Source organism: Actinoplanes sp. CA-131856 (genome assembly GCF_050956135.1).
Classification (GTDB): Bacteria; Actinomycetota; Actinomycetes; order Mycobacteriales; family Micromonosporaceae; genus Actinoplanes.
Genome location: NZ_CP191849.1, coordinates 9569358 through 9595076 on the forward strand (window position 1 = coordinate 9569358; position 25719 = coordinate 9595076).

24 protein-coding genes are annotated in these 25719 nt (G+C 72.3%); 14 read left to right on the plus strand and 10 right to left on the minus strand.

Annotated features, from left to right (window positions below; translation table 11 throughout):
* Window positions 1-30: 30 nt before the first annotated feature.
* Window positions 31-1191, minus strand: a complete 1161-nt coding sequence (locus ACQP2X_RS43850) for an FAD-dependent oxidoreductase (protein ID WP_498692030.1) — start codon at window positions 1189-1191, stop codon at window positions 31-33.
* 53 nt (window positions 1192-1244) lie between these two features.
* Between ACQP2X_RS43850 and ACQP2X_RS43855 the strand changes: the two genes are divergently transcribed.
* Window positions 1245-1850 (plus strand): PadR family transcriptional regulator, encoded by a 606-nt coding sequence (locus ACQP2X_RS43855; RefSeq protein ID WP_498692031.1) that lies wholly within the window; start codon window positions 1245-1247, stop codon window positions 1848-1850.
* Window positions 1851-2690: 840 nt separating this feature from the next.
* Here the strand turns inward: ACQP2X_RS43855 and ACQP2X_RS43860 are convergent.
* From ACQP2X_RS43860 to ACQP2X_RS43870, 3 genes are all read right to left on the minus strand, one after another.
* The gene (locus tag ACQP2X_RS43860) at window positions 2691-3146 is read right to left on the minus strand and encodes a hypothetical protein (protein ID WP_498692032.1); all 456 of its coding nucleotides are present in this window, start codon (window positions 3144-3146) and stop codon (window positions 2691-2693) included.
* 238 nt (window positions 3147-3384) lie between these two features.
* The gene (gene meaB / locus ACQP2X_RS43865) at window positions 3385-4338 is read right to left on the minus strand and encodes a methylmalonyl Co-A mutase-associated GTPase MeaB (protein ID WP_498692033.1); all 954 of its coding nucleotides are present in this window, start codon (window positions 4336-4338) and stop codon (window positions 3385-3387) included.
* The gene (locus ACQP2X_RS43870) at window positions 4335-5477 is read right to left on the minus strand and encodes an acetyl-CoA C-acetyltransferase (RefSeq protein WP_498701229.1); all 1143 of its coding nucleotides are present in this window, start codon (window positions 5475-5477) and stop codon (window positions 4335-4337) included. The genes meaB and ACQP2X_RS43870 overlap by 4 nt, the downstream gene beginning before the upstream one ends.
* Before the next feature lie 96 nt (window positions 5478-5573).
* On the opposite strand from ACQP2X_RS43870, the gene mce reads away from it, so the two are divergent.
* The 5 genes from mce to ACQP2X_RS43895 all read left to right on the plus strand — a co-directional run bounded on the left by mce (window position 5574) and on the right by ACQP2X_RS43895 (window position 11837).
* Window positions 5574-6062: a methylmalonyl-CoA epimerase gene (mce, locus tag ACQP2X_RS43875; protein WP_498692034.1), complete on the plus strand. Its 489-nt coding sequence runs from the start codon at window positions 5574-5576 to the stop codon at window positions 6060-6062.
* A gap of 180 nt (window positions 6063-6242) precedes the next feature.
* Complete coding sequence (locus ACQP2X_RS43880; protein ID WP_498692035.1) at window positions 6243-7607, plus strand: DivIVA domain-containing protein; 1365 nt, start codon at window positions 6243-6245, stop codon at window positions 7605-7607.
* A 253-nt stretch (window positions 7608-7860) separates the two neighbouring features.
* Entirely contained in the window at window positions 7861-9348 is a 1488-nt protein-coding gene (locus ACQP2X_RS43885; RefSeq protein WP_498692036.1) for a coiled-coil domain-containing protein, read from the plus strand.
* A gap of 142 nt (window positions 9349-9490) precedes the next feature.
* Window positions 9491-10591, plus strand: a complete 1101-nt coding sequence (locus tag ACQP2X_RS43890) for an AI-2E family transporter (protein ID WP_498692037.1) — start codon at window positions 9491-9493, stop codon at window positions 10589-10591.
* 55 nt (window positions 10592-10646) lie between these two features.
* Window positions 10647-11837 carry a helix-turn-helix domain-containing protein gene (locus tag ACQP2X_RS43895; protein WP_498692038.1) on the plus strand — a complete coding sequence of 397 codons (1191 nt, stop codon included), beginning with the start codon at window positions 10647-10649 and terminating at the stop codon, window positions 11835-11837.
* Between the two features lie 13 nt (window positions 11838-11850).
* Here ACQP2X_RS43895 and ACQP2X_RS43900 read toward each other — a convergent pair whose 3' ends face one another.
* The 3 genes from ACQP2X_RS43900 to ACQP2X_RS43910 are packed head-to-tail and all read right to left on the minus strand — an operon-like array spanning window position 11851 to window position 15488.
* Window positions 11851-13347 (minus strand): DUF6297 family protein, encoded by a 1497-nt coding sequence (locus ACQP2X_RS43900; RefSeq protein WP_498692039.1) that lies wholly within the window; start codon window positions 13345-13347, stop codon window positions 11851-11853.
* Complete coding sequence (locus ACQP2X_RS43905) at window positions 13344-13982, minus strand: ABC transporter ATP-binding protein (protein ID WP_498692040.1); 639 nt, start codon at window positions 13980-13982, stop codon at window positions 13344-13346. The genes ACQP2X_RS43900 and ACQP2X_RS43905 overlap by 4 nt, the downstream gene beginning before the upstream one ends.
* 15 nt (window positions 13983-13997) lie before the next feature.
* Window positions 13998-15488: an aldehyde dehydrogenase family protein gene (locus ACQP2X_RS43910; protein WP_498692041.1), complete on the minus strand. Its 1491-nt coding sequence runs from the start codon at window positions 15486-15488 to the stop codon at window positions 13998-14000.
* Window positions 15489-15548: 60 nt separating this feature from the next.
* On the opposite strand from ACQP2X_RS43910, the gene ACQP2X_RS43915 reads away from it, so the two are divergent.
* Window positions 15549-15887 carry an Rv1322 family protein gene (locus ACQP2X_RS43915; RefSeq protein WP_498655195.1) on the plus strand — a complete coding sequence of 113 codons (339 nt, stop codon included), beginning with the start codon at window positions 15549-15551 and terminating at the stop codon, window positions 15885-15887.
* A 5-nt stretch (window positions 15888-15892) separates the two neighbouring features.
* Window positions 15893-16687 carry an alpha/beta hydrolase gene (locus tag ACQP2X_RS43920; protein WP_498692042.1) on the plus strand — a complete coding sequence of 265 codons (795 nt, stop codon included), beginning with the start codon at window positions 15893-15895 and terminating at the stop codon, window positions 16685-16687.
* 7 nt (window positions 16688-16694) lie between these two features.
* Here ACQP2X_RS43920 and nucS read toward each other — a convergent pair whose 3' ends face one another.
* Window positions 16695-17354: an endonuclease NucS gene (nucS, locus tag ACQP2X_RS43925; protein ID WP_498692043.1), complete on the minus strand. Its 660-nt coding sequence runs from the start codon at window positions 17352-17354 to the stop codon at window positions 16695-16697.
* Between the two features lie 52 nt (window positions 17355-17406).
* On the opposite strand from nucS, the gene ACQP2X_RS43930 reads away from it, so the two are divergent.
* The 5 genes from ACQP2X_RS43930 to ACQP2X_RS43950 are packed head-to-tail and all read left to right on the plus strand — an operon-like array spanning window position 17407 to window position 24053.
* On the plus strand, window positions 17407-18033 hold the full coding sequence (locus ACQP2X_RS43930) for a DUF4126 domain-containing protein (RefSeq protein WP_498692044.1): 627 nt from the start codon (window positions 17407-17409) through the stop codon (window positions 18031-18033).
* 8 nt (window positions 18034-18041) lie between these two features.
* Window positions 18042-19349 carry a hypothetical protein gene (locus tag ACQP2X_RS43935; protein WP_498692045.1) on the plus strand — a complete coding sequence of 436 codons (1308 nt, stop codon included), beginning with the start codon at window positions 18042-18044 and terminating at the stop codon, window positions 19347-19349.
* 54 nt (window positions 19350-19403) lie between these two features.
* The gene (locus ACQP2X_RS43940; RefSeq protein ID WP_498701231.1) at window positions 19404-22004 is read left to right on the plus strand and encodes an FtsK/SpoIIIE domain-containing protein; all 2601 of its coding nucleotides are present in this window, start codon (window positions 19404-19406) and stop codon (window positions 22002-22004) included.
* A complete protein-coding gene (locus ACQP2X_RS43945; RefSeq protein WP_498692046.1) occupies window positions 21991-22728 on the plus strand; it encodes a hypothetical protein in 738 nt (245 codons plus the stop codon). The genes ACQP2X_RS43940 and ACQP2X_RS43945 overlap by 14 nt, the downstream gene beginning before the upstream one ends.
* A 38-nt stretch (window positions 22729-22766) precedes the next feature.
* On the plus strand, window positions 22767-24053 hold the full coding sequence (locus tag ACQP2X_RS43950; RefSeq protein WP_498692047.1) for a hemolysin family protein: 1287 nt from the start codon (window positions 22767-22769) through the stop codon (window positions 24051-24053).
* Here ACQP2X_RS43950 and ACQP2X_RS43955 read toward each other — a convergent pair.
* Together ACQP2X_RS43955 and ACQP2X_RS43960 are read right to left on the minus strand one after the other, a co-directional pair.
* Complete coding sequence (locus ACQP2X_RS43955) at window positions 24001-24354, minus strand: hypothetical protein (RefSeq protein WP_498692048.1); 354 nt, start codon at window positions 24352-24354, stop codon at window positions 24001-24003. The genes ACQP2X_RS43950 and ACQP2X_RS43955 overlap by 53 nt on opposite strands.
* Before the next feature lie 26 nt (window positions 24355-24380).
* Window positions 24381-25229 (minus strand): 3-hydroxyacyl-CoA dehydrogenase family protein, encoded by an 849-nt coding sequence (locus tag ACQP2X_RS43960; protein ID WP_498692049.1) that lies wholly within the window; start codon window positions 25227-25229, stop codon window positions 24381-24383.
* Between the two features lie 133 nt (window positions 25230-25362).
* Between ACQP2X_RS43960 and ACQP2X_RS43965 the strand changes: the two genes are divergently transcribed.
* Window positions 25363-25719: a hypothetical protein gene (locus tag ACQP2X_RS43965; RefSeq protein WP_498692050.1), complete on the plus strand. Its 357-nt coding sequence runs from the start codon at window positions 25363-25365 to the stop codon at window positions 25717-25719.

A 25719-nucleotide genomic window follows, 5' to 3' on the forward strand; every position in this document is an offset into this window, starting at 1 on the left:
GCCCATCCTAGGGGTAGAACTGAACGATCCCTAAGGCTCCTTTCGATCGAAGATCCAGGCCTGCGGATCGCCCTTGCGGTACAGCATCTTCATCACCAGTGGGAACATGGCGTCCCGGACCGCCGCCCCGATCGGCCCCGCCGTTTTCGAACTGCCACTCCGCTTGCCGTACGCCACCACGCGCTCGACACGCGCACGACGGCGCCGCTCGTAGCCGGCCAGCGAATCACTGCTCCCGAGCGCCACCGCGTCCTCGATCGCCATCGACGCCCCCTGCCCCGACGACGGCGACACCGCGTGGGCGGCGTCGCCCACGAGCACCACACGGTCGCTGTGCCACACCGGCACCCGCGGCAGGTCATCGGTGTTCCACGGCCCGAGCGCCTCGTCGGTGGCCCGGATGATCGCCGCGGCCGGCAGATCGTCACCCGCGAAGAGCTCGATCAGATGCTCGCGCCACCGCTGCGGGGTGAACTCCCCCGGCTCGACCGGCGTCGCCCGGGGCGGATTGGCGAACCACCAGACACGCCCGTCGGGCGCGACACCCCACCCGAAGAAGGCCCGCCGCCCGAAGGCCATGTGCATCATCCCCGGCGTCCGGTCCACCGGGGCGTCGACGGCCCGGTCGGTGAAGCCACCGGCATTGAGCAGCCCGAGATAGCGCGGCTTCGGCCCGCCCGGGTTGAGCAGCTCCCGGGTCCGCGACCGCAGCCCGTCGGCGCCGACCAGAAGATCACCCCTCGTCTCGGTGCCATCGGCGAAGCCGACGGTCACCCCGCCCGCCTCTTCGGCGAACCCGGTCAGGCGCTTGCCGTGCTCGATCGGAATGCCGCGCCGCTCGGCGGCCCGCCGCAGCGCCGCGTACAGATCGGCCCGCTTGATCGTCGTCGTGACGGTGCCGTCCGGCATGGGCCCACCCAGCGGCACCTCGGCCAGCCGCCGCCCCTTGGCGTTGCTCATGGCCAGCCGCGGCGTCGCGAACCCGGCGGCCAGGATCTCGGCCGGATCCTCGCCGAGCTCACGGAGGGCCGCGAGCCCGTTGACGGCCACGGTGAGCCAGGCGCCCTTCTCGTCCGCGCCCTCGGGGTACGCCTCGAAGACGCGCGGTTGCCACCCGGCCCGCTCCAGGGCCAGCGCGGCCACCGTACCGGCGACGCCGCCGCCAGCGATCACCACTTCTCCTTTAGTCATGCTCTGACTATGCATACCATGACTATTAATCGTCAACCCCGTAGTCTGCTCAGGTGGCCACCTCCGAACCGCGCCGGTCCACGCTGGGCATGGTGCTGCTGGCGCTGCTCATGGAGGCGCCCATGCACCCGTACCGGATGCAGCAGATGATCAAAGAAAGAGGCCAGGACCAGTTGGTCAACGTGGCCCAGCGCAACAGCGTCTACCAGGCCCTGGACCGCCTGGTCCGAGACGGCCTGGCCCGGCCCGGAGGAACGGCACGGGAGGCCGGCCGCCCCGAGCGCACGATCTACGAGATCACCGAAGCCGGCACGGCCACCATGCGCCGCTGGCTGACCGGAATGCTGCCGGCCCCCGCGCGCGAGTTCCCCGAGTTCCCGGCCGCCCTGGCGTTCCTGCCAGTCCTGCCCCCGGCCGAGGTGCGGGAGTTGCTGGAGAGGCGGAGGGAGGCGCTGACCGAGAAGGTGGCGGCCATCAGGGCGCAGGCGCCGGGAGGCCTACCGCGCTTGTTCCTGATCGAGGACGAGTACCGGGTCGCCATGCTCGAGGCGGAGCTGAATTGGCTCCGAGGAGTCATAGCGGACCTGGCTGAGGGCACACTGACGTGGAGCGCCGAATTGATCGCCGAGACGTTGGAGCGTTTCCCGCCCAGCGCGTGAAGGGCCGGCCCTCTGGCTCACGGAGCCCGATCGTGCGCGGCGACTGCTCGGGAGCGCTTTCGCGGAGTTGGCGTGGCGGCCCGCCCGCTTCGCGGTGGCACCGAGCACGGCCGCCTCTTTCAGAGCGAGATCAGGCCCATCCCGCGGCGCTTACCTCTTTTCGCGGCGGCACCGAGCCCACCTGGGGCGTCCACCTCTTCGCGGTGGCACCAAGCCCACCCTGCAGCGCCCACCTCTTCGTGGGGGCACCATGCCCACCCCGCAGCGCCCGCCCTCGGCGCCCGCCCTCAGCGCCCGCGCCCGCGCACCGCCTGCGCGTTAGCAGCACCCACCCCGCAGCGCCCACCTCTTTCGTGGTGGCACCAAGCCCACCTACGGCGCCCGTCGCTTGGCGCAGCGCCCGCCCGCAGCGCCCGCGCCCTCGCACCGCCTGCACGTTCGCAGCACCCGCCACACAGCGATTGCCCCATCGCAGCAATCGCTCGCCCGCGCGCGCCCGCCCTCCCTAGGGGGAGCCGCCCCGCATCCATTCTCGCGACATCACGAAGATCGTGCGCTTGGCCTGTGGACAGCGCACGATCTGTGGACAACCAAGCGACCGCGCACGTTTGTGCTAAGGCCGAAACGAGCTGGCACGCAGACGAGCCGGCCGACGACTAACCGGCCGACAGAACCCGCCACCAACACAAGCCAGCCGACAGAATCACCGCCGGCCAACAACACGAGCCAGCCGACAGAACCACCGCCGGCCAACAACACAAGCCAGCCGGCGGGACAAACCGGGCGGCAACCGGCCCCCAGTCGCCCGCCGGCTCGGAGCTCGAAGCTCGGGGCTCGGACCTACGCCGTCAAGTCCAGGGCGTGGTAGAGACGGGACGTCGTCGTGTTCAGGTCGGCCAGGCGTGAAGCGGGCACCCCACTCATCAGCGCCACCCGGCGCTCCCCGGCCGCCCGGCTGAGCAGGACCCCGACCTGGCTGGAAGCGCGCTCCATGACGATCTGCCGGGCCAGCATCGTGCCCGGATCGGTGCCGTCGACCGCGGGCGCCACCTTTGCCGTCGCCTTCACCGAGTTCGCGGCCACCGTCGCGTCGCGGGCCAGGCCGGCCGAGTAGGCCGCCGTCCGGTCCACCTGCGTTACCGCCGGGATCGCCGGCATCTCCTGGGTGGGGGCGGTCGTCCGGGGCTGCGTGTCGGCCACGCGCGAGCTCTGCTGCAACGCGGCGCTCTGCAGGAGCGGGTGCAGATAGGTGGCCGTGGTTCCGGTGACGCGGGGGAAGGTGATCGGCGCAATCATGCTGCACCCCGGCTGCTGCCCTTGTGACTGGTCATGTCCGCTATCCTTTCCGGCGCTGACCAATTCAGCGTATGCCGGAAAAATCGGGATGACATCGGGCGCACGGGCGAGCCGCCACGCCGTCCGCGAGTGCCGTTTCGGACAGCAAAGGCGGCAGCGGACAGCAAAGGCGGCAGCGGACAAGCAAAGGCGGCAGCCGACGGCAAGGGCCGCAGGGAACAGCAAGGCCCGACGAAGCTCAGAGGCCCTTGATCAGCTCATCGGCGGCCGCATAGGGATCAAGCTCACCGGCCGCCACCGCGGCGGCCAGCGCGGTGAGCGCTGTCCCCTCCCGCAGGCTGCCGATGCGGGACCGGAGCGTCCCCAACGCGATCGCCTCCACCTCGACGGCGGCACGGCGCTCACGCCGTACGGAAAGATTGCCCGTCTTCGCAAGCCAGTCATGGTGCTTCTCGACGGCCGCCAGCACGTCCTCCACGCCCTCGGCCTTGACCGCCGTCGCCTTCACCACCTGGGGCCGCCACTCCCCCGGACCTCGCTCACCCAGACCCAGCATGCCCTGGATGTCCCGGTACGTCGCGTCGGCGCCGGGGCGGTCGGCCTTGTTGATCACGAAGATGTCGGCGATCTCGAGCACCCCGGCCTTGACCGCCTGGATCGCGTCGCCCATGCCGGGGGCGAGCAGCACCAGCGTGGTGTCGGCCAGCGAGGCGATCTCCACCTCGGCCTGGCCCACGCCGACCGTCTCGACCAGGATCACCTCGCAGCCGGCGCCCTCCAGGACCCGTACGGCCTGCGGGGTCGCGGCCGACAGGCCGCCCAGCTGGCCACGGCTCGACATCGAGCGGATGTAGACACCCGGATCGGTCGTGTGCTCCTGCATGCGCACCCGGTCGCCCAGGATGGCGCCGCCGGTGAACGGGCTCGACGGATCGACCGCGAGCACGCCGACCCGGCGCCCGGCCTTGCGCAGCGCGCGCACCAGCTCGTTCGTCGTGGTGGACTTGCCCACGCCGGGCGAGCCGGTCAGACCCAGGATCTGGGCATGACCGGCGTACGGCGCCAGCGCCGCCGCCACGTCGGGCAGCGCCGGATCGCCGTTCTCGACCAGGCTGATCAGCCGGGCCACCGACCGCGGGTCCCCCTCGCGCGCCCTGGCGACCAGGGTGGGGACGTCACGGGATCTGCTCAAGGCGCCACCTTGATGATCAGCGCGTCGCCCTGGCCACCGCCGCCGCACAGGCCGGCCGCGCCGTAGCCGCCGCCCCGCCGGCGCAGCTCGAGGGCGAGCGTGAGCACCAGGCGGGCGCCGGACATGCCGATCGGGTGGCCGAGCGCGATGGCGCCGCCGTTGACGTTCACGATCTCGTCGTCGACCTTGAGCTCACGCGTCGACTGGATGACCACCTGGGCGAAGGCCTCGTTGATCTCGATCAGGGACAGATCGTCGACCGTGAGGCGCGCCTTGTCGAGGGCGTGCCTGATCGCGTTGGCCGGCTGGGACTGCAGCGAGCTGTCGGGGCCGGCCACGTTGCCGTGCGCGGTGATCTCGGCCAGCCAGCGCAGGCCGAGCTCCTCGGCCTTGGCCTTGCTCATCACGACGACGGCGGCGGCCCCGTCGGAGATCGGCGACGCGCTGCCGGCGGTGATCGTGCCGCCGGCGGCGAAGGCCGGGCGGAGCTGGGCGAGCGACTCGGCCGTGGCGTCGGGGCGCACGCCCTCGTCGACCTCGACGAACTCGTCGCCGGAGCGCTTGCCGGTCTTGACCGCGACGATCTCCTCGGCGAAGCGGCCCTCACGCTGGGCGGCGGCGGCCCGCTGGTGGCTCTGCGCGGCGAAGGCGTCCTGCTCGGCGCGGGTGATGCCGAGCTTCACGCCGCTCCGCTCGGTCGACTCGCCCATCGAGATGCCCTCCCAGGGATCGACGAGGCCGTCGTACGCCGTGTGGTCGCGCACGAGGACGTCGCCGAACTTGGTGCCCTGGCGCTGGTTCATCAGCAGGTGGGGCGCGTTGGTCATCGACTCCATGCCGCCGGCCACCACGATGTCGAACTCGCCGGCCCGGATGAGCTGGTCGGCCAGGGCGATCGCGTCGAGGCCGGACAGGCACACCTTGTTCACCGTGACCGCGGGGGTGGTCATCGGGATGCCGGCGGCCACCGCGGCCTGGCGGGCCGTGATCTGACCGGCGCCGGCCTGGAGGACCTGACCCATGATCACGTATTGCACCTGGTCGGGGCGCACGCCGCCGCGGTGGAGGGCGGCCTCGATGGCGGCGCCGCCGAGGGCCGTGGCCGGTACGCTCTTGAGGTTGCCGAGCAGACGCCCCATCGGCGTCCGGGCCCCACTCACGATCACCGAGCTGGTCACGTCATTGTTCCCATCTGGAGAAGGCGGCTGAACGTGCGTTCAGGCAACACTAATAGAATGACATCTCTTCCACCCAGTGTCGCCGGGGCCGAGAATCTCACATTGCCGGACGTCGGACTGCTCCGAATCGACCACGTCGGCATCGCCGTCGCCGATCTCGACGAGGCCCTCGTCTTCTACGCCGAGACCTTCGGCTTGCGCTCCGTGCACGAAGAGACCAACGAGGAGCAAGGCGTACGGGAGGCCATGCTCGCCGTGGGCGACGGCAGCGGCCCGCGGCTCCAGCTGCTGGCGCCGGCCCGGCCCGACTCGGCCATCGCCAAGTTCCTCGACCGCAGCGGTCCCGGTCTGCAACAGCTGGCCTACACGGTGGCCGACGTCGAGGCGGCCTCGGCCGCGCTGCGGGCCCGCGGGCTGCGGCTGCTCTACGACACCCCGAAACGCGGCACGGCCGGGTCGCTGATCAACTTCGTGCACCCCAAGGACGCCGGAGGTGTTTTGGTGGAGTTGGTCCAGCCTGTCAGCCCTTCGGATGAATCATCCTGACGTCGACGCCTCCGCCTGGCAGGATCGGAAGGACACGGACGGGACTCTCCCGCATCGCGGATGAGCAGCGGAGCCCACACCGAACGGGTGGGTTTCGGGCAGCTCAAAGGTGATCTAACGTGTCCTTTCCGATGCCCGCCCGCTCTTGCGTGGCCGGGGTGTCTTCGCCAGGATGGCCCAATGCCCCAGCAGCAGGATCAAAACTTGGCATTCTTCGACGGCGCGAACTCCCAGCACGACTTCACGGTGGTGCTGCGTGGTTATGACCGCGGGCAGGTGGACGCCCACCTCGGCCGGCTGGTCGCCGCCATCAACCAGTCCACGCAGGCCGGAGCCGAGGCCGAGCAGCGGATGAACGACGCGCAGCGCCGTCTGCGCCAGGCCGAGCAGCGGCTGGTCGCGCTCGAGCAGAAGCTCGCCGACAGCAACAAACTGCTGGAAGAGAACAACCGGCCGACGCTCTCCGGGCTGGGCACCCGGGTCGAGCAGATCCTGCGGCTGGCCGAGGAGCAGGCGAACGATCACCGTAGCGAGGCCAAGCGAGAGTCCGAGGGCATCCTCTCCGCGGCGCGCCTCGAGGCACGGGAGATCACCGACAAGGCGCGGGCCGAGGCCGCCGCGATGAAGGCGACCGCCGAGCGCGAGGCCGGCCAGGTGCGCACCCACGCCGAGCGCGAGGCCGCCGAGGCCCGGGTGCAGGCCCGCCGCGAGGCCGACACGCTGCGCTCCGACGCCGACCGCGAGACCAAGCAGCTGCGCACGGTCACCGCGCACGAGGTGGCCGAGCTCAAGTCGACCGTCGAGCGGGAGGTCGCGTCGCTGCGCGCCACGGCCGAGCGCGAGATCACCCAGCTGCGGGCCAAGACGTCGCGCGAGGCCGAGGAGAAGCGGGCCGAGGCGACCAAGCTGCTGACCGACGCGCGCGACAAGCGTGACAAAGATCTCCAGGCACTCGCGCTCGAGATCGCCGAGCGGCGCGAGAAGGCCGAGCGCGAGGAGTCGCAGCGGCACGCGGCCCAGGTCAGCGCCACGCAGAAGATGGTGGCCGAGGCCGAGGAGCGGGCCCGCGCCGCCGAGGACAGGGCCAAGGAGATCGAGCAGCGCGCCGAGCAGCGCCGCGTCGAGTCCGAGCGCAACGCCGCCGAGACCACCGAAAAGGCGCGCGCCCTGTCGGAGAAGACGGTGAGCGAGGCCCGCGCCGAGTCGCAGCGCCTGCTCAGCGAGGCGCGCACCGAGGCCGAGCTCACCACGCAGGCCGCCAAGCGCGAGGTCGAAGACCTGACCCGTCAGAAGGACGCGGTCACCAACCAGCTCGGCCAGATGCTCTCGGGCCTGTCCGGCCTGGTGCCGGGCGTCGGCGGGGCCAAGCCGGCCGAGGCCGCGCCCGCTGCCGCCGCTCCCGCGGCCGCGGCTGCGGTGGCCGCCGCCGCGGCCGCGGCCAAGGAGGCCGCCCCGGCGCAACGGGCCGCGGAGACGCCGCGAGCTGCGGAAACGCCGCAGGAGGCGGAGGCCGAGGCCACGCCGGAGCCGGCCAAGAGCAACTAAGTCCTCAGCCCTTTCCCAGGACCCCACCGGTTGCGCGCCTTGCGCGGGTGCGCAACGGTGGGAGCCGGCCGGTGGGTGACTTCTTCAAGATCGACGCGGGCCGTATCGGAGTTGCTCCGGTACGGCCTCACTCGTTCTCGCGCGTAGTCTGCTTTGCCAGTCGGCTAAGACAAATCACAACTAGACGCATACTCCGGCCAGGTGGGTGTGTATCCCCCCAAGGCCGAACGATGCGTATGTGAGGATGGACAGCATGTCGCACGGCGAAATCTTCGGTCTCGGCTCTGACGCGGCTACCGAACCCAGCTTCGAGACCGCCCTCCGCGGTTATGAGAAGAAGCAGGTCGAGCGGTACGTCGCCCGGGCCGAGAACGAGATCGCCGCGTTGGCGGCCGAGCGCGAGCAGGCGTACACCCAGATCCAGGCCATGTCCGCCCAGATCGAGCGGCTCCAGCAGGAGGCGGTGCAGGCGCGCCGCCAGGGCGGCCTGAGCCCGGAGGCCTCGTTCCGCCACCTCGGTCCCCGGGTCGAGCAGATCCTGGCGCTGGCCGAGGAGCAGGCCGAGGCGATCAAGCAGTCGGCCACCGACGACATCGCGGCCCGGCTGGCCGAGGCCGAGCGGGTGCGGGCCGAGGCCGAGGCCCACGCGCACAACGGCATCCGTGACTTCGAGATCGCGCTGGCCGCCCGCCGCGCCGAGGAGGAGCGGGCCGACGCGGCCAAGCGCCTCGCGACGGAGAAGGCGCTGGCCGCCGCCCGGCAGAGCGCCGAGCAGATGCGGGCCGAGGCCGAGACGACGCTGACCCGGGCCCGGGCCGAGGCCCAGCAGCACACCGAGCAGACCGCGCAGCAGGCCCACCGCGTCCGGACCGAGGCCGACGGGTACGCCCAGTCGACGCGCATGCAGGCCGACCAGGAGATCAAGGCGCTGCGCGACAAGACCCAGCAGGAGATCAACGCGCAGCGGGCCGCGGCCGAGCGGCAGGCCACCGAGCAGCGGGCCGCGCTCGACAACGAGCTGGGCCAGAAGCGCGCGGCCGTCGCCCAGGAGCTGACCCAGACCCGCACGGCCGTCGAGAAGCAGTGCGCCGACCTGCGCAGCGAGGCCGACAAATACGCCGAGGACGTGCTGCGCCGCTCCGACGAGCAGGCCACCGCGGTCCGCAACGAGATCGCGGCCCAGCAGGAGAAGATCGCCGAGGCCGGCCGCGAGCTCGAGACGGCCAAGGCCAAGGTGACCGAGGCCGAGCGCGAGCTGGCCGCCGCCCAGGAGCGGGCCCGGGCCGGCGCGCAGGAGGCCGACAAGGTGCACCAGAGCCTGGCCGAGGCCCGCCAGGAGCTCGAGGCCGAGCTCAAGCGGGTGGCCGACGCCAAGAAGGCGGGCGAGGCGGCCGAGCGGCACGCGGCCGACGTCCGCCGCCAGGTGCAGAAAGAGGCGAAGCGGGTGGCCGAGCTGGCCGCCGCCGCGGTGCTGGCCGCGGCCGGCTCGTCCTCCGACGACGATGAGCCCGAGCCCGAGAAATCCGTCGCGGGCGGACCGGTCGGATCCCACGCGGCCGAAGCGCCCACCGGCGCCGTGCCCACCGGCAGCGCGTCCACCGGTGCCGCGCCCACCGGCAGCGCGCCCTCCGGCGGCCCGACCGGCGCCCATGCGGCCGAGACTCAGGCCCCCGGCAAGGTGACGGCATCGGCCAAGGTCACCGTCCCGCCGGCCACGAGGGTCGGCGCGGACGCCGAATAGCGCCGGCCGGCCGAGCGGATGTGCCTGCCCTCACGTCCCCGCGCGTAGCGGTCGTTGCGGCGCAGCGATAACGTCGCGGCCGAGACACGTGCGGCCGGCAAGTTGGTAAGACCCGGCTCACCCACCACAGTGGAGGAACCGGGTGGCCCAAGACACCGAGCCGGCGGAGCCCGTCGAGCCCGAGATCCCCGAGCACCGCTTCGGGCGGCCGGGGCCGCCCCTGGACAAGCGCAACCCGTTCATGATGGGCCTGCTCGGCGGGTTCGGCGTGCTGCTGGCCTGGGCGATCTTCCTGGGCATCCGCAACGCCGCGTCCATCCTGGTGCTGATCTTCATCGCGCTGTTCCTGGCCATCGGGCTCAACCCGGCGGTCACCCGGCTGCGCAAGTGGGGCCTGCCCCGCGGCCTGGCCGTGACGATCGTCGCGCTGGCCGTTGTCGGCCTCATCGCCGGCGGCATCATCGCCCTGATCCCGCCGCTGGTGAGCCAGACCACCCAGCTGGCCGAGAACGTGCCCGACTACATCCAGCAGCTCCAGCGCAACGAGACCGTCAACGAGCTGGTCCAGCGCTACGACATCGTCGACCGGGTGAGCACGGCGCTCAACGCGGGCACGGTCACCAACGCGCTCGGCGGCGTGGTCGGCGCGGGCCGGATGATCGCGGGCACGCTGTTCAACGTGCTCACCGTGCTGGTGCTCACGATCTACTTCATGGCGTCGTTCGACCGGATGCGCGAGACGGCGTACTCGCTGGTCCCGGCCTCGCGCCGGGTGCGGGTGCGGTTGCTGACGGACGAGATCCTGACCAAGGTCGGCGCGTACATGGTGGGCGCCATCTCGATCGCCGTGCTGGCCGGCGCCAGCAGCTGGCTGCTGGCCGTGATCCTGGGGCTCGGCTATCCGTTCGCCCTGGCCGTGGTGGTCGCCGTCTGTGACCTCATCCCGCAGATCGGCGCCACCCTGGGCGCGATCATCGTGAGCCTGGTCGGTTTCGCCTCGTCGCTGACCGCGGGCATCGTCTGCATCGTGTTCTTCATCATCTACCAGCAGGTGGAGAACTACGTGATCTATCCGAACGTCATGCGGCGCTCGGTCAAGGTCAGCGACGTCGCCGCCGTGGTCGCCGCGCTGCTCGGTGTGGCCCTGTTCGGCGTGGTGGGCGCGCTGGTCGCGATCCCGATGGTGGCCGGCGTCCAGCTGATCATCCGCGAGGTCGTCCAGCCCAGCCAGGAGGCCCGCTGACACCGGCGGTACAACTTTGTACCGCGTTCGCGGCAGGCGCGATTACGGTCGTCCCATGAGCCCACGACCGATCGCGGACCCCACCGTCGGGGAGCGCATCCGGGCCCGCCGCCTGCTGCGAGGGTGGAGCATCCGGTACGCGGCGAGCCGCGCCGGCATTTCGCACGCCACCTGGGGGCGCATCGAACGGGGGCTGCAGGCGGCCAACAATCGTTTCGTGCTGGCCGACATCGCCGAGGCGCTGGAGTGCTCCTCGGGCGATCTGGCCGGCATCGCGGTCCCGGGCGCCGACCGGGCGGCCGTGGCCACCCGCGCCGGCGTGCAGTCGCTGCGGACCGCGCTCATCGACATCGACCTGAGCGAGCCGGGCACGGACGGCGCCCCGCCGATGGCCGAGCTCGACCGGGCGCTGTCGCTCGTGGACACGCTGCGGCAGGCGTGCGACTACGCCGGGACGATGCGGCTGCTGCCGGGCCTGCTGCGCCATCTGCACGCCGAGACGGCCGGGCCGGATCGCGGGCGGGCGCTGCGGCTGCTCGCCGAGGCGGCCTTCATCGCCTCGTCGGTGCTGCGCAACCTCGGGCATCCGGGTGACGCCTGGCTGGGCGCCGAGCGCTGCCGGGCCGCCGCCGAGGCGGTGGACGACCCGATGCTGCTGGCCTACGCGGCGTACGCGATGGCCACCGCCGCCACCGCCAGCGGCTCCTATCAGCGGGGGCAGACCCTGGCCGAGCGCGGGGCGGACGACCTGCGCCGGCATCTGGGCCGGCCGGGCGGCGCCGAGATCCTCGGATCGTTGCTGCTCATCTCGGCCAAGGCGGCCCGTTGCCGGGGCCGGGCCGAGGACAGCCACGCCTGGCTCAACGAGGCGCACGACCTGGCCGGGCGCCTCGGCGAGACCACCACCATGGGCCTGTTCTTCGGCCCGACCAACGTCGACATCTGGCGGATCAGCATCGAGGTCAACGGGGGCGACTTCGGCCGGGCGGCCGCGGTGGCCCGGCGGACCTCCCCCACGATCATCCCGGCCGGCTTCCGCCAGGTCTTCTACTACGCCGACACGGCCCGTGCCCTGGCCCACATGCCCGGCCACGAGCGCGAGGCGGTGCGTTATCTGCTCACCGCCGAGCGGATCGCCCCGCAGCACGTGCACACCACGGCCGACCTGCGCTTCACGACCCAGACCCTGCTGGAACGCGTGGGCGCGACCGAGTTGCGGGGCCTCTCCGAACGGATGTGGAGCTGAGCCCCGTACCGCGTCAGCGGTGCAGCTCCGTGCGGTTGGTGTCGGTCGTGCCGGACAGATAGGCGCGGGCTCCGATGACGCCGACCACGGCCTGGACCAGGACCGTCGTGGGGGACAGCGGGTTTCCCTGGGCGATCTCCACCAGGGCCGGCAGGCCCAGCAGCAGCATGTCGGGGCCCATCACCGCGTTGACCAGCGGGCCCGTCGACAGGGTGCCCATCGGGGTGTCCAGGGGCAGCAGGTCGTTGCGGACGAAACCGGCCCGCGCCCGGTGGACGGCCGCGGCCGCCCCCACCGGGCCCAGCGCCAGGCCCAGGGCCCACCACGGGCCGGACGGCAGGTCGCCCAGCATGTCCAGGGCGGTCAGGGCCGCGGCCGACCACAGGGCCGCGAGGACGCCGGGGACCCACAGGCGCTGGAGCACCGCCTGGCGGGAGGAGAGGCCCAGCAGGCGCAACAGGACCGCGTTGCCGGCGTCGGTGCGGACGTTTCCGGTGGCCGTCATGGCGGCGATCAAGGTGCCCAGCAGGACCGCTGTGCCCAGGATCCAGGCCGGGGCGTTGCCCAGCAGCAAGGGGAAGGCGGCCAGGAAGACCAGGGACAGCAGACGGCGGCGACGGCGCAGGGTCAGCATGATGTCCTGGGCCACCAGCACCGGCAGGCGGGACGGGAGCCTGATCGAGCGCAGGCGGCGGCCGGCCCAGTAGCGGCGCTCGATCATGTCGGTCAGGAACGACGGTTCCATGCCGAAGGCCGTGTCGAACAGGGTGCCGGCCGTGCGCGAGGCGTCCAGGATGTGATCGCTCGGCGTGCGGGTGAGACCTCGTACGACCAGGGCGAGAACGACCACGACGACCACCGCGACGCCCGCGACCAGCGGAACCAGCGTCCCGGCCGGGGGCCATGGGGTGACCGCGACCGGCTGGTCGAGGGTCGTGTCGGCCACCAGGCCGGCGAAACCGGCCGCGAAGACCAGGCTCATCAGCGTGTCGACGGCGGCGCCCCAGCGACCGCCGGCCTGCGCGGCCGCGGCGATCAGGAGCAGGACCAGGCCGAGCAGCGCGCCGCCACCGGTGAGCAGGGCGACCTCGTCGCCGACGAGATCGCGCGGGGCGGTGTGTCCGACGATCGCCACGCCCATCAGCGCGCCGATGACCGCGGCCACCACGGCGGCGATGCGCAGCGACGGCATCAGCAGCCCGCGGCGGCTCACCGGGGCGGTCAGCAGCCACGAGGCGGCGGCCCGGCTCAGCGCGAGCGGGCCGAACCGGCGCAGGGCCAGATAGAGCAGGCCGTAGCAGAGCGCGGTGAGCGAGGCGCCGGCCAGGCCGGAGGCGTCCGGGTGGGGTGGCCAGAAGACCTCGGCCAGCTGCCGGTGCAGCATGCCGCCGATGATGGCGACGGTCAGGACGCCGATGTAGAGGCTGCTCAGGGTGGCGCCGCGCTCCCGGTGCGCGGACTGGGTGCGCAGGATCCAGCGGCGTACGGGAGCGAGCGGGACCGTGGTCATCCGGCGACCGCGCTTAGCGACTCCATCGTGGTGATGGCCGCGCCCGACGCGATCGCGAAGTCGTCGTCGTGGCTGGCCATCAGCAGCGAGCCGCCGCCGGCCATATATTCGGCCAGCAGGCCGGCCACGTCGGCCCGGCCCTCGCGGTCGAGACGCTGCTCGGGTTCGTCGAGGATCAGCAGCGAGCTGGGGCGCAGCAGGGCGATGGCCAGCACGAGCCGCTGTTTCTGCCCGGAGGAGAGCGACGGCGGGATGGCGTCGGCGTGCCGGCCCAGGCCGAAGCGTTCCAGCGCCTCGTCGATGCCGGCCTCGGCCGGGTCCTGGCCGTGGGCGCGGCAGACCAGTTCGGCGTGCTCGCGGGCGGTCAGTCCCGGATACCACGTCGGGGGCTCGACGGTGGTGACGACGGCCCGCCAGAACTCGGGGGTCGCGCCGGGGTCGCCGCCGAAGACGGTGATCCGGCCACTCTCGATCTCCTGAAGGCCGCTGACACAGCGCAGCAGGGTGGACTTACCGACACCGTTCTCGCCCACGACACAGACACCCTGGCCCGTCGGCACGGTGAGGTTGACGTCGACCAGCACCGGCGTGGCCCCGTAACCGGCGTGCAGGCCCTCGACCTCGACCGCTTCCACGTCGAGGACCCTAGCTCACTTACGCCCGTACAGGATCTTCAACGCCCTGATGATCGTCCCGACCTGCGACGACGTCCGCTCGAAGGTCATCGCGGGCAGCACCGACGGTCCCCGGCGCACGGTGATCGCCTTGGCCCGGGCGAACTCGCGCAGACCGTCCTCGCCGTGGATGCGGCCGAAGCCGGAGTCGCCGACCCCGCCGAACGGCAGGGTGCCCATGCCCGAGAAGGTCAGCGCGCCGTTGACCGCGACCATGCCCGAGCGCAGCCGCCGGGCCAGGCGCACGCCGTTCTTCTTTCCAAAAACGGAGCCTCCGAGGCCGTACGCCGTGTCGTTGGCCCGCCGCAGGGCCTCCTCGGCGTCGGCGACCTTGGTGATCGTCAGCGTGGGGCCGAACGTCTCCTCGCGGATCTCGCGGGAATCGTCGGGAACATCGATCAAAACCGTCGGAGCCACGTAGGGCGGCTGCACGGCCCCGGCGCCGCCGAGCACCGCCCGGCCACCCTTGGCCAGCGCGTCCTCGATGTGGTCGCGGATGATGTCGATCTGCTTCGGCATGGTGATCGGCCCGATGTCCTGGCCGGTGCGCAGCTTGCCGGCCTTCTCGACCACGGCCGCCACGAAGGCGTCGTAGACCGGGGCCACCGCGTACGCCCGCTCGATGCCGATGCAGGTCTGGCCCGCGTTGGTCATCGCGCCCCAGACCGCCGCCTCGGCCGCCGCGGCCACGTCGGCGTCCTCGTCGACGATCATCGCGTCCTTGCCGCCGGCCTCGATGACCGCCGGCACCAGGTTGTCGGCACAGGCAACCAGCACCTTCTTGGCGGTGGCGGTGGAACCGGTGAACGCGACCTTGCCCACGCCGGAGCGGCACAGCGCGGCGCCCACGTCACCCAGCCCGTGCACCGCCTGCAGCACCGGCTGCTCCGGCACGACCTCGGCGAACGTGTCGACCAGCCACTGGCCGACGATCGGGGTGTACTCGCTCGGCTTGAAGACGACCGCGTTGCCGGCCGACAGCGCGCCGCCGATCGGGCCCATCGGGGTGAGGATCGGGTAGTTCCACGGCCCGATCACGCCGACCACGCCGTACGGCTGATATTCGAGGTGTCCGGAGTGCTCCACGAGCAGCAGGCGGCTACCGGTACGCCGCGGGCCGAGGACGCTCCTGGCGTGGCGGGCCATCCAGTCGAGGTGCTCGACCGCGGCCGCCGCCTCGACCACCGCGTCGGCCCGCGGCTTGCCGGCCTCGAGACCGGTCAGCTCGGCCAGCTCCTCGACCCGGCGGGCGATCAGCGAGCGCCAGCGCAGCAGCCGCTCGCGGCGCCCGTCGAAGCCCAGCGACTGCCACCAGAGGCCGGCCTCCTGGGCCCGGGCCGTGGCCGCGCCGACCGCGGCGGCGTCGGAGACCGGCACGCGGCCCGCCTCCTGCCCGGTGGCCGGGTTGGTGGAGATGAGCACGCCGTCTTCGACGACCGGGAGGCCGGGCACGCGAGTAGCGGTCATGGTCGGCAGTCTATGACCGTTGTTACCGGCGAGTCAGCACTTGTTTGTACGCTTGATGTTGTGAGCCCTCGCCGCAACCATCCTCGCCGTCGCGGCGGGCCCGACGAGCCTCGCGACCTGACCGACGAGCGGGTTCGCAAGGGCATCGAGGGCGTCCAGCAGTGGCAGGACGGCGAGTGGATGGTCCGGTCGATCTTCGGCGGGGCGGCCGTCAAGACGTACACCTGCCCGGGGTGTCTCCAGGGGATCCGCCCGGGCGTGGCCCACGTGGTGGCCTGGCCGATCGACGGCCGTGGCGACGAGTCGGACCGGCGGCACTGGCACACGGGCTGCTGGAAGGCCAGGGACCGGCGCTTCCCAGGGGTGGAGCGCTCCCGCAACGCACCTCGCTATGGTTGACCCTCGTGAGCAACTCCATCCGTGCCAACTCGATCCTGCCCGCGAACCGGGAGGACATCGAGCTGGAGACCGCCGACGGCCTGACCCTGGTCGGTGAGCTGGCCAAGCCCCTCGAGGGCGAGCCGGTGGCGACGCTGGTCTGCCTGCACCCGCTGCCCACGCACGGCGGAATGATGGACAGCCACGTCTTCCGTAAGGCCGCGTGGCGGCTGCCGGCCCTGGCCGGGGTGGCGGTGCTGCGCTTCAACACCCGCGGCACCAGCAGCGTCCGGGGCACCAGCGAGGGCACGTTCTCGGCCGGCGTCGACGAGAAGTACGACGTGGCCGCCGCCATCGAATACGCGGAGTTCGCCGACCTGCCGAACATCTGGCTGGTGGGCTGGTCGTTCGGCACCGACCTGACCCTGATGCACGGCCTCGACCCGGCCGTGAAGGGCGCCATCCTGCTGTCACCGCCGCTGCGCTTCTCGCAGCCCGGCGACCTCCAGGCCTGGGCCGCCTCCGACAAGCCGGTCACCGCCCTGATCCCGGAGTTCGACGACTACCTGCGCCCGGCCGAGGCCGCCGACCGGTTCGCCGCGGTGCCGCAGTGCGAGGTCGTGCCGGTCGAGGGCGCCAAGCACCTGTGGGTCGGCGACGCCGAGACGGTGCTCGACGAGATCGTGAAGCGGGTCGCCCCATCCGTGCCGGTGCCGCTGCCGCGCACGTGGGACGGCCCGATGGAGACCGGCGACATGAACGCCTACGCCGACCGCACGACGTCAGCTTTCCGCGACGTCCCCATGCCCAAGGCCGATTAGGCGGTCATCAGAAAAGGGTGAGCTCGTCGCGCTCCATGCCGCGGAGCTTGTCGTAGTCGACGACCACGCAGCGGATTCCGCGGTCGGTGGCCAGGACGCGGGCCTGTGGCTTGATCTCCTGTGCGGCGAAGACGCCCTGCACCGGGGCCAGCAGCGGGTCGCGGTTCATCAGTTCGAGGTACCGCGTCAGCTGCTCGACGCCGTCGATCTCGCCCCGGCGCTTGATCTCCACCGCCACCGCCTTGCCCTCGGCGTCGCGGCAGAGCAGGTCGACCGGGCCGATCGCGGTCATGTACTCGCGGCGGACCAGCGTCCAGCCCTCGCCGAAGGTCTCCGGGTGGGCCGCCAGCAGCTCCTGCAGGTGGGCCTCGACGCCGTCCTTCTGCAGGCCGGGATCGATGCCGAGCTCGTACGACGTGTCCTGGAAGATCTCCTCCAGGGTGATCCGGAGCTCCTCGCCGGCCTTGTTGACGACCTTCCACACGCCGGGCTGCTCGTGCAGCTTGCAGGGCGGGCTCATCCAGTTCAGCGGCTTGTAGGCGCGGTCGTCGGCGTGGATGGAGACCGAGCCGTCGGCCTTGACCATCAGCAGCCGGACGGCCGGAGGCAGGTGGGCGGACAACCGTCCGACGTAGTCGACGGAGCACTTCGCGATGACCAGGCGCACCTGGAGACCGTACCGGAAGGCGCTTGTGGCGGTCCGATGCCATCCTGGAGACGTGCTCGAAGCGCTCACCGGCACCGGCCTGGCGGCATCCGCCGGGTTGAATGCCTACATCCCCCTGGTGACCATGGGCCTGCTGGCCCGGTACACCGATCTCATCGATCTCCCCAGCGGCTGGGGCTGGCTCGCCAACGGCTGGACCCTGCTGATCCTCGCCCTGCTTCTGGCCATCGAGGTCGTGGCCGACAAGGTCCCCGTCGTCGACCACGTCAACGACGTCGTGCAGACCGTGGTGCGCCCCACCGCCGGCGGTCTCGCCTTCGGCGCCGGCTCGGCCTCCGAGACCGTCACGGTCAGCGACCCGGGCTCGTTCTTCGGCTCCCATCAGTGGGTGCCGATCGCGGCCGGCGTGATCATCGCGCTGTGCGTGCACGGCGTGAAGGCCGCCTCCCGGCCTGTCGTGAACACCACCACGGCCGGTTTCGGCGCACCCGTCGCCAGCACGGCCGAAGACATCGGCAGCGTCCTGATGTCCGTTCTGGCCATCGTGTTGCCCATCTTGGTCCTGGTAGGACTGCTGTTGATCGTGATCGGCGGTTTCTGGGTGGTGCGTCGCCGCCGGCAGAGAAGGGCGAAGCGCACACAGCTGTCGGGTTCCGGCGCACCGCACTCTTTTGGTTGACTCTCGGGGTGCCCGCGATCGCCGTTCCCGCCTTCGCTCTCGCGTGGTGGGCCGCCTGCTATCTCCTCGGCCGCGATCCGGTGCGGGCGGCGACGGGCCGGGCGGCGGCCGCGCTCCTGGCGTACGCGGCCGGGGTCGTGGTGTGGACGGTCGAGCCGAACTCGATGCCGGCCCAGGTCCTGTTCTGCGCGCCGGCTCTGCTCTGGGCCGGGGCCGCGGTGGCGCTGCTGCCGGCGGCGCTGCCCGAGCGACGGCAGATCGACCTCGGCTGGATGGTGTTGTCGGCCGCGTTCCTGATCACCGTGGTGGCGCTGCCCGAGGCGGGCCGGCTCGTGGTGCTGGCCCCGCTGGCCGGTGGGGTGGTGTTGCTCTGGCGTTTCCGTGACCAGGTGCGGCCGCCGATGCTGCCGGCCGCCCTGGCGGTGGCCGCGGTGCTCTACGGCGTGACGCTGACCGCGCTGCTGCTGCCGGTCAGCCTGGGCGCGCCGATCCTGGTGGTCGCCGCGCTCGGTCTCGACCTGCTGATCCTGGGCTTCCTGGTCGCGGTGAACGACGCCATGATGGCCGGCGAGCGGCTGCGCCCCGATCTGATCCGGTCGGTGCTGGGCGCCCTCGCGGCCATCGTGCTGCTGGGCGGCCCGGCGGCGCTGACGATGATCGCGGTGGACTCGGCAGCGGTCCGCATCCTCCAGTTCGCCCTGGTGGCGGTCGTGATGACGCTGTCCGGGCTGTCCGGGGCGGTCCAGCGGGCGCTGAACGCGCTCGCGTTCCGCGGCGACAGCCGGCTGCGGTCGGACCGGGCCGCTCTCCTGATGACGGTCGAAGCGCTTCCGCGGCATCGGCCCCTCGGCAAGGCGACCGAGGACGACTTCCGGCGGTTCACCCAGCAGGCCCTCGACAACTACGGCGACCTGGGACGGCTCATGCGCAGCCCGCTGATCGGCCTGCCGATGATCGACCGGTCGCTCGGTCCGCCGCCGGCGAGGGCGCTGGAGTTGAGAAGGGTGCTGCACGAGGGCGTCGACCGGCTGCGGCCCGCCGGGGAGTTCGACACGACGGATCCCTGGCGGCTCTACAACGCGCTGCACTACTGCCAGGTGCTCGGCCTGAACCCGTACGCCCGGAGGCTGAACACGGACGGCCTGGACCGTGACGCCCGCCGGGCCCTCGACTGGATGCGCCGAAAGGTGCCGCGCCGCACGCTGCGGCGGTGGCAGGCCGAGGGCGCCGCGGTGATCGCGGCCCGGCTGCGTGACGAGCTCACGGGTGGAAAGCCACGATGGAGCGTGCGGGGCGCACCGACACGCAGCACATAGTTGTCCGTTTCGCGCAGAAAATGAGTAAAATCCCCCAGCGTGATTCCGGGTCGGGTGGGTAGCCACCGCAACGCGCTGGTCGCCGTCGTCCGGCAGGAGCTGGCCGAGGCGCGCGGGGCGGCCCGGGCCGTGCTGGCCGAGGCCGAGTCGGCGCGCGGCGAGGCGCAGAACCGGCGGCGGCTCGTCCGCGACGCGTACGCGACCTGCCTGAACCAGCTCGCCGAGGCCCGCGACGCCGCCCGCCGCGACATCCAGCGCCGGTTCCAGCACGAGTCGACACGGCTCGCCGGCAACGTGCGGCGGCTGGCCGCGGTCAGCGCCACCGGCGCCGCCGGCCTGCCGTGGCGGATGTGGGCGCCCACCGAGCCCGCCCAGGGGGCGCGGCCCGGCCTGCTGCGGATCGGCTCGCTCAACCTGGACGACACCGCCGCGCTGCCCGCCCTCGTGCCGTTCCTGGACGCGGCCCACCTGCACTTCGAGGGCACGCCTCCGGTGGTGGACGGCGTGATCACCGGCCTGCTGCTGCGCGCGCTCGGCAGCAGCCGGCCCGGCGACGTCGAGCTCACCGTCTACGACCCCGAGCACCTGGGCGGCACGCTCGCGCCGTTCGCCCCGCTCGGCATCTCGTTCGTCCCGCCCGGCTCGCTCAGCGCCACATTGGACGATCTCGTCGAGCACATCTGCCGCGTCAACGAGACCGTGCTGGCCGGCGAGCACCAGTCGCTGGCCGACCTGACCGCGGCCACCACCGGTCCCCGGCCCGAGCCGTGGCGGGTCGTGGTGCTGCTGGCCGACCCGGCGACGGCCGAGGAGCTGACGAACGGCCAGCGGGCCCAGCTCGACCGGATCGTGCGCACCGGTGTCGCCTGTGGTGTGCATCTGGTGGTGCGCGGTCTCGCGCTGGGCGACCACCCGACCGTACGCCGCCTGGTCGTCACCGATCAGACCGCCACCTGCGACATCACCGGCGACCTGGAGATCCGCCTCGATCCCCCGCCGCCGGCCGACCGGGTGACGTCGTTCTGCCGGGCCACCGCCGAACGCCTGCGCGCCGGCCCGCCGCCGGCCCGCTTCGCCGATCTCGAACCGCGCGAGCTGTGGGCCGAGTCGTCGGCGCACGGCCTGGTCGCGCCGATCGGCGACGCCACCGACGGCACGCTGGTCGAGGTCCCGCTCGGCGACGACCCCCCGCACGCCCTGGTCGGCGGCCCTTCGGGCTCGGGCAAGACCAATCTGCTGTACGCCTGGCTGGCCGCCCTCGCCACCCGGTACGGGCCCGAGGAGCTCGCGTTCTATCTGCTCGACTTCAAGGAGGGCGTGTCGTTCGCCCGCTTCGTGCCGGGACCACGCGACCCGGCCTGGCTGCCCCAGGTGCGCCTGGCCGGCATCAACGTCAACGGCGACCGCGAGTTCGGCCTGGCCATGCTGCGGCATCTGAGCGAGGAGCTGCGGACCCGGGCCCAGGCGGCCAAGCGGGTCGACGCCACCAAGCTGGCCGAGCTGCGGGCCGAGGACCCGTCCGGGCACTGGCCGCGCATCGTCGCCGTGATCGACGAGTTCCAGGTGCTGCTCTCCGGGCGGGACGCGGTCGCCGACGAGGCGGTCACGCTGCTCGAGGACCTGGCCCGGCGCGGCCGCTCCCAGGGCATCCACCTCATCCTGGCCAGCCAGGACGTCTCCGGCATCGAGGCGCTGTGGGGGCGCGGCGGCCTGATCGGACAGTTCACGCTGCGCATCGCCCTGCCCAAGGCGCGCCGCATCCTGGCCGACGACAACCTGGCCGCCGCGGTCATCCCGCGCTTCCACGCGGTGGTCAACACCCAGTCCGGCACGTCCGGGGCCAACCAGGTCGTCCGTCTGCCCGACGCCGGCGACCGGCTGGTCTGGCGCAGCCTGCAACGCCGTCTGTGGCGTGACCGCCCGGAGGGCTGCGAGGAGCCCCGGCTCTTCGACGGCGACGCCGTGCCCCGCCTGCCCGAGAGCTGCCGGCCGTCGGGTCCGGTGCCGGACGCGGCGGCGCCGGTCGGCTCCTCGCCGGGCGCGGTGCTGGGCGAGCGGATCGACGTGGCCGCCCGCCCGGCCCGGCTGCGCCTGGGCCGGATGCCGGGCCGCAACCTGGCCGTGCTCGGCACCCGCACCGACGAGGCGTGCGACGTGCTCGCGGCGGCCGCGCTGTCGCTGGCCGCGCAGGGGCCGGCGCACTTCAGCGTCGTCTGCCTCGATCCGGACGCGGCCCGCGCGGCGGCCCGGCTGATGGCCGAGCTGCCCACTGCCGACTGGTGCGACGCGGTGCCCACCGAGCCGTTCGGCTCGATACCGCACTACGTGCTCGGCTACGCGCTGGACGCCGGCGCCGACCCGGCCGCACTGCGCCGCCTGCTGGTCGACGGCCCCGAGCACCGCACCCACGTGCTCGGCTGGTGGCGCTCGCCGGGCCGGCTCCGCGACAGCCTGGGTGGGCCCGGCGCCCGCCTCGACCCGATCGGGGCCTGGGTGGCGCTCGACGTGCAGGGCCCCGACCTGGCCCCGCTCTATCCGCAGCCCGGCGGCCCGGCCTGGTATCCGCGCCACCGCCGCGCCCTGTTCTTCGACCGCTCGGTGCACCGCACCCCGGAAGTCATCGTCCCGTACGAGGTGAACAGTGACCACACGTGACCGCCAGCCCATCGGGCGCGACTACCAGCTCATGGTGAGCGCGCTGGCCGAGGCCACCCGGCGGCGCGACGCCGAGATGGGCAACGCCGAGCACGCCTATCAGGAGAGCGCGGCCCAGGCCGCGGGCGAGCTGTCGCGGGCCGAGGGCGACGCGCTCTCGGCCGACCGCTGGGCCGGCGCCGCCGCCGCGCAGGTGCTCGATGTGGACCGTGAGGCGGCCCGGCTCTGGGACCAGCTGCGCCGCGCCCGCGGCCTGCGGGTGCGGGCCCTGGGCGAGATGCCGGAGCCGGTGCCGGTCGACGCCGTGCCCCGGGCCGCCCTGCCCCGCAGCCCGGAGTCGACGCACGTGAAGGCCCCGCGCGCCCTGCTGGCCCGGGCCGCCGAGCGCATCGACCACACCATTCACCCGGCCGGGCGCCGCTCGCTGCCGCGCTGGGCGCTGCCGCTGCTCCCGCTGCTGGGCGCCGTCGTCGCGGCGCTGGCCGGCCTCGTCGGCTCCGGCCTGGTGACCTTCGGCAGCACGGGGGTGTGGGGCGGCGCGGTCCTGCGGGCGCTGGGCTGGCTGGCCTTCCTCGTCGCTCCGTCGGCCGGTGTGCCGGTGGCCGCCCTCGTCGCCCACAAGCGGCTCCAGGCCCGGCTCGACATCGGCGGCATCGGCCTGACCCTCCTGGGCGGCATGATCGCCGCGACCCTGATGTCGCTGGCCTTCGCGGCACGGCATTGAGAGGCTTGGCGGCGACCGGGAAAGGGTAATGCGGGCCCGTGGGCGGATATGGGTGGCAAATTGTTCTGGTCGTCGTTCTGGTGCTGGTCAACGCCGCCTTCTCCGGCAGCGAGATGGCGCTGATCTCGCTGCGCGACAGCCAGTTGCAGCGCCTCGAGCGGCAGTCGCGGGGCGGCCGGACGCTGGCCCGGCTGGCCCGCGACCCGAACCGGTTCCTGGCCACCATCCAGATCGGCATCACGCTGGCCGGCTTCCTGGCCTCGGCCGCCGCCGCCACGTCGCTGGCCAAGCCGCTCACCGGACCGCTGGGTTTCCTCGGCACCGCGGCCGAGCCGGTCGCGATCGTGCTCGTCACCATCGTGCTGACCTTCTTCACGCTGGTGGTCGGCGAGCTGGCCCCCAAACGGATCGCCATGCAGCGGGCCGAGGGCTGGGCCCTGCTGGCCGCCCGGCCGCTGGACATGCTGGCCACGCTCTCCCGCCCGGCCATCTGGCTGCTCGGCAAGTCGACCGACCTCGTGGTGCGCATGGCCGGCGTCGACCCGAACGCGACCCGCGAGGAGGTCAGCACCGAGGAGATCCGTGACATGGTCACCCAGCAGCAGGAGTTCACCCCCGAGCAGCGCACGATCATCAGCGGTGCCTTCGAGATCGCCGAGCGGATTCTGCGCGAGGTGCTGGTGCCGCGGCGCGACGTGCTGATCCTGCCGGGCGACCTGCCCTCGAACGAGGCGCTGACCCGGCTGGTCGCGAGCGGGCACTCGCGGGCGCCGGTGACCGGGCCCATGGGCCTGGACGACGTGCTCGGCGTGGTGCACCTGCGCGACCTGATCGACGCCCAGGGCCCGGTGCGCGACCACCTGTACACCGCGCTGTTCCTGCCCGAGACGCTGAAGGTCTCGGACGCCATGCGCCAGCTGCGGGTCCAGCACCAGCAGTTCGCCTTCGTGGTCGACGAGCGCGGCGCCATCGACGGCATCGTGACCATGGAGGACCTGGTCGAGGAGGTGGTCGGCGAGATCTACGACGAGACCGACCGCGACGTGCAGTCGGTGGTGCGCGAGCCGGACGGCGCCATGCTGCTGCCGGGCACCTTCCCGATGCACGACCTGCCCGACATCGGCGTCGACGTCGAGCGCTCGGACGAGGGCGACTACACGACGGTGGCCGGCCTGGTCCTGGCCGAGCTCGGGCACATTCCGACCCAGCCCGGCGAGGTGGTGGAGGTCGACGGCCACACGGCCGAGGTCGTCGAGGTGACCGGCCGCGCGATCACACAGATTCGGGTGCGCCCGGCGCCGAAACAAGACCCGGAATTCGATTAGGCCCTTCGGCGTACGCCACGGAGAGCACCGCGTGCGCGACGAGCACCGCGTGTTCCTTGGCGTCGTAGGGGCCGACGCGCAGCTCGACCGCGTGGGTGCCGAACAGGGCCCGTACGGTCCAGCTGTTGGGGTGACGGTCGTCCTCGCGGCTGTGGTTGACGATCACCTGGGTGGCCGCGCGGAGGTTGACCGCCGACCATTTCTCGTCGGAGGTCCCCCACGACCGGAACCAGCCCGGAGCGACGGCGAGGGCGCCCTTGCCGGCCTCGGCCAGCGCCCACTCCATCTGCTCAGGGGTCATACCGCCGATCGTAGGGGCCAACCCGCTCAGTAGGTGTAGAAACCCTTGCCGGACTTGCGGCCCAGGTCGCCGGCCTGGACCATGCGCTGGAGCAGCTCCGGCGGGAAGAACTTCTCGTCGGCGGTGTCGCGGTAGATGTTGCTGGCCGCGTTCAGCATGACGTCGAGGCCGGTCAGGTCGACCGTCGCCAGCGGGCCCATCGAGTGCCCGAAGCCCAGCTTCATCACCGTGTCGAGGTCGGCCGCGCTCACCACGCCGGTCTCGACCAGCTTGATCGCCTCGACCAGGATGGCCGAGAAGAGCCGGTTGGAGACGAAGCCGGCCACGTCGCGCTTGACCTCGACGCAGGTCTTGCCGACCTGTTCGGCGTACTGCCGCGCCGTGGCCAGCGTGTCGTCCGAGGTCTGATAGCCGCGGACCAGCTCGACCAGCTTCATCATGGGCACCGGCGAGAAGAAGTGGATGCCGACGACCGACTCGGGCCGGTCGGTGACCGTGGCGATCTGGGTGATCGGGATGGCCGAGGTGTTGGTGCCCAGCACCGCGCCCGGCTTGCAGATCTTGTCGAGCGCGCGGAAGACCTCGTGCTTGGCCTCGACCTTCTCGAAGATCGCCTCGACCACGATGTCGGCGTCGGCCACCGCGTCGAGGTCGGTGGTGGTCGTGATGCGGCTGATGGCCGCCTCGGCGTCCTCGTCGGAGATCTTGCCCTTGGCCGTGAACCGGCCCAGCGAATCCCGGATCGCCGTCATGCCCCGGTGCAGCGAGGCGTCGTCGACGTCCCGCATGGTGACCTGCCAGCCCGCCTGCGCCGAGACCTGCGCGATGCCGGAACCCATCAGTCCGGAGCCGATGACCGCGAGTCGACCCGCCATGTGCCTCTCCTCTGGTAAGAGTGTCGTCGGCCTCACATTAGCCTTGCTCCTGAACGGAAGTTCAGGCGGAGGACCGTCTTCCTATCGGGTCAAATCCGCTTAAAAGCCGGCGTAGCGGTGCGAGACTATGCCCATGGCCACAGGCAACGGCTGGTACCTCCTCGGGCCACTCATCGCCGTCGGTCTGGTCGGCTTCCTCGGCGCGATCTTCTGGCGCATGGGCCTTCAATGGACACTCACCCGCGAACCGGCGGGCGACCCGTGCGCCGACGGTCTCGCCATCTTCGGCGAACCCGACGACTACGGGCTGCTGTGCCCGGCCGCCGTGACGGGTGACGCCGAGATCGCCGACGAGATCAGGCGGCTTCTCGGCGACGCCGGCATCCGCGCCACGCACGCGGTCGCGCGCGACGGGCGTACGGCCGTGCTCGTCTTTCCCGAGCAGGTCGAAGAGGCCCGCCGCCTGGTCGGCGACTCGCCCGCCCTCTAG